3 protein-coding genes and 1 pseudogene are annotated in these 3,687 nt (G+C 71.3%); 3 read left to right on the forward strand and 1 reads right to left on the reverse strand.

Features of this window, described 5'->3' with window-relative positions:
• Positions 1-1,134: glycerophosphoryl diester phosphodiesterase membrane domain-containing protein (locus AOK16_RS16580; protein ID WP_055473019.1), on the reverse strand; the 1,134-nt coding region annotated here is incomplete at its 3' end.
• A gap of 182 nt (positions 1,135-1,316) precedes the next feature.
• On the opposite strand from AOK16_RS16580, the gene mtnA reads away from it, so the two are divergent.
• The 3 genes and pseudogenes from mtnA to AOK16_RS16595 form a co-directional block, all read left to right on the forward strand.
• Positions 1,317-2,489: an S-methyl-5-thioribose-1-phosphate isomerase gene (mtnA, locus tag AOK16_RS16585; protein WP_079101461.1), complete on the forward strand. Its 1,173-nt coding sequence runs from the start codon at positions 1,317-1,319 to the stop codon at positions 2,487-2,489.
• 4 nt (positions 2,490-2,493) lie between these two features.
• Positions 2,494-3,183 (forward strand): two-component system response regulator MtrA, encoded by a 690-nt coding sequence (gene mtrA / locus AOK16_RS16590; RefSeq protein ID WP_205627704.1) that lies wholly within the window; start codon positions 2,494-2,496, stop codon positions 3,181-3,183.
• Between the two features lie 130 nt (positions 3,184-3,313).
• Positions 3,314-3,687: pseudogene (locus AOK16_RS16595) on the forward strand (two-component sensor histidine kinase); the annotation flags it as partial.

Below are 3,687 nucleotides of genomic sequence, written 5' to 3' on the forward strand. Positions count from 1 at the left end.
GGCCGCGCGGGCCAGTTCCAGGTCCAGGGACTCGCGGCGGATGCGCTGATCCGTGTAGAGCAGTGCGATGACGTTCGCGTTGAGGGGGAGCGTGGCAGTCGAGGCGATCACCGAGGCGATGCCCGTCACGATGAGCGAAGGCCAGAGTCGGTCGCCGAGCCCAAAATTGATCACGGTTGCCGGAACTGCGATGGCCGCCGCCAAGAGAAAGGCGAGCAGGCTCGTGAGGAGCTGAATGCCGAATATCCGCCACCAGGAACCGCGTACGAGTTTCGCCGAGCGGCGTAGGGAGGCCAGCGCGCTCTGCTTTTCGAGCACCAGCGCCGGAATGGCGAGGCTGAAGCGGGTCCAGAGCCAGACGATCGCGACCAGGGCGATAAGCGTGCCGAGGGCGATCAGGGCGGTGCCCCCTTCCCTGTTCCCCGTCCCGGCCAGGATGGCGCCGGGACCGACCCCCACGGCGAGGACCGCCGCGATGAGGAGGAAGAGGAGGAAGAACAGGGCGAGGAGCTGCGACAGCCGGGGGGCGGTTGCGCGCCAGGTCTCGGTGATCGACGTGGGGCGGCCGAGGATGGCCTTGCTGATCACCGTCGTCAGCAGAGCGGTGGCGAGGAAGGCCGCCAGCAGGCCGATCAGCCCGGTCACGGCTCCGCCGACCATGCCGTCCCTGGCGACGTCCACGACCTCGGAGAACGTGGGGCTGGTGTCGTTCTCCAGCGCCTTGATGCTCTCCGTGTCGGTGAACCAGAGACCCGTGGCGACCACGTTGATCGCCTCGCTGATGGCGGCGATGCCGATGGAGATGGGCAGGACCGTGCGCCAGTGCACGCGGATCGTGGCGATGGCACCGTCCAGGATCTCGCCCAGGGCGATGGGGCGCAGCGGGATGACGCCCGGTTTCGCCGCTGCCGGGGTTTGGGTCCAGCCCGCGTGCCAGCCGTTCTGGCCTCCCCAGCCTCCTCCAGGTCCTCCGTAGCCGCCTGCCGGGCCGTACCAGCCGCTCTGGCCGCCCTGCGGGCCCCAGCCCGGGGTGTTGCCCGGGTCCGGCGGCGGGGAGGCGGGAGCAGGGGTGTTCCGTCCCTGGTCGTCGGATGGAGAGGATCCGGGCGAAGCCCAGCCCGGAGAGTCGTTCATCGTCGCTCCTTCACGGTGCCGTCCGCGGTGTCGGCTGGCTCTGGGGCAGGGGAACGCCCCCTGGGAACGCGCAGCTACGGCCGGTTGGCTGACATCGTCCCATGGGGCCATTGCGTCCGGACCTGGCCATCGGGCATTTCCAGGCCTTCTAATCGGCCGGTCCGGCGGGGCAGACTGGCCCAATGGTTGATCAGGACGCGGTACGTCCGGTGGCCGCTGGGCCGCCCGCTGTTCCCTCGCTCCGCTGGGACGAGCCACCGGAGGGGCCCGTGCTGGTGCTCCTCGATCAGACCCGGCTGCCGGGCGAGGAGGTGGAGCTGGTCTGCACCGATGTGCCCGCGCTGGTGCAGGCGATCCGTACGCTCGCGGTGCGCGGGGCGCCGCTGCTGGGCATCGCGGGGGCGTACGGGCTGGCGCTGGCCGCCGCGCGCGGCTTCGACGTCGAGGAGGCGGCCGAGCTGCTGGCGCACGCGCGGCCGACGGCGGTGAACCTCGGATACGGGGTGCGCAGGGCCGCGGACGGGTACCGCCGTGCCCTCGAGGAGGGAAAGGGCCGGGACGCGGCCGCCGCGGTGGCGCTCGCCGAGGCGCGGGCGCTGCACCGGGAGGACATAGAGGCCAGTGCGCGGATGGCGGAGCACGGGCTCGCGCTGCTCGGCGGCCTGCTGCCGGGCGGCGGCTACCGGATCCTCACGCACTGCAACACCGGCGCGCTGGTGTCGGGCGGCGAGGGCACGGCCTTCGCGGTGGCGCGGGCCGCGCATCGGGTGGGTGAGCTGCGGCGGCTGTGGGTGGACGAGACGCGGCCGCTGCTCCAGGGGGCCCGGCTCACCGCGTACGAGGCGGCGCGCTGCGGCATGGCGTACACGGTGCTCGCGGACAGTGCGGCGGGGTCGCTGTTCGCCGCGGGTGAGGTGGACGCGGTGCTGATCGGCGCGGACCGGATCGCGGCGGACGGCTCGGTGGCGAACAAGGTGGGGAGCTATCCGCTCGCGGTGCTTGCGCGCCACCACGGGGTGCCCTTCGTGGTGGTCGCGCCGACGACGACCGTGGACCTGGAGACCGCGGACGGGGCTTCGATCGAGGTGGAACAGCGGGCCGGTAGTGAGGTCACGGAGTTCCCTGTTCCGGATGGGACTGGTGTGATGGGCGCCGGGGGTGGGATTTCCGCCACATCGGCCGGATCCGCCGTGCCCGTGGCACCGGCGGGAGCGCAGGCGTACAACCCCGCGTTCGACGTCACGCCACCGGATTTGGTGAGCGCGATCGTCACCGAGGCGGGGGTGCTTTCGCCCGTTACGGGCGCGGGGCTCGCCGAGCTGTGTGCCAGGTCACGCCAGGTAACGATTAGCTAATGGGATGATGTCGATTATGAAAGGACGCGTCCTGGTCGTCGACGACGACACCGCACTGGCAGAGATGCTCGGCATCGTGCTGCGCGGCGAAGGCTTTGAACCGTCGTTCGTGTCGGACGGTGACAAGGCTCTTGCCGCGTTTCGCGAGGTCAAGCCGGATCTGGTGCTGCTCGATCTGATGCTGCCCGGTCGGGACGGCATCGAGGTGTGCCGGCTCATCCGGGCGGAGTCCGGAGTGCCGATCGTCATGCTGACCGCGAAGAGCGACACGGTCGATGTGGTGGTCGGGCTCGAGTCCGGCGCGGACGATTACATCGTCAAGCCGTTCAAGCCCAAGGAACTGGTCGCCCGGATTCGGGCGAGGCTGCGCCGCTCGGAGGAGCCGGCGCCGGAGCAGCTGGCCATCGGCGATCTGGTGATCGACGTGGCCGGCCACTCGGTCAAGCGGGAGGGCCAGTCGATCGCGCTGACCCCGCTGGAGTTCGACCTGCTGGTCGCGCTGGCGCGCAAGCCCTGGCAGGTGTTCACCCGCGAGGTGCTGCTGGAGCAGGTGTGGGGATACCGGCACGCGGCTGACACGCGGCTGGTGAACGTGCATGTGCAGCGGCTGCGCTCGAAGGTCGAGAAGGACCCCGAGCGCCCCGAGATCGTCGTGACCGTGCGCGGCGTGGGTTACAAGGCCGGACCGAACTGACGTGACCGGGAACGGTGCCGCTCCGGAGGCCGGAGCTCTGGGGGCTGTGCCCCCGGGCGGTGTGCGTCAGGGGCGGCCCGTCGATCCGGCGGGTGAGTCGGCCGAGCCGTTGAACAAGCCTGCCGGGCCGGTGGGCAGGATCGGCCTGTTCGAGCGTTTCTGGCAGGGCGGGAACCTCCTGCAGGACGGGGCCCCGGGCGGTCCAGTCCACCCCGTACTGCGCCTGCTGGTGCGCTGGGTGCGCAGGCCGCTGCTGCCCGCGCTGCGGCTGTGGCGGCGCAACATCCAGCTGCGGGTCGTCGCGACCACGCTGCTGATGTCGCTGGGTGTGGTGCTGCTGCTCGGCCTGGTCGTCATCGGCCAGGTGCGCAACGGGCTGCAGGACGCCAAGCAGGGCGCGGCGCAGAGCCAGGCGGTCGGGGGGTTCAACGTCGCCCGGGAGAAGGCCGATTCGGACGCGCGGGGGCAGAACGCCGGGCAGGTCGCGGGCCGCGGCCCGCAGAA

Source organism: Streptomyces pathocidini, from assembly GCF_001418495.1.
GTDB classification, from domain to species: domain Bacteria; phylum Actinomycetota; class Actinomycetes; order Streptomycetales; family Streptomycetaceae; genus Streptomyces; species Streptomyces pathocidini.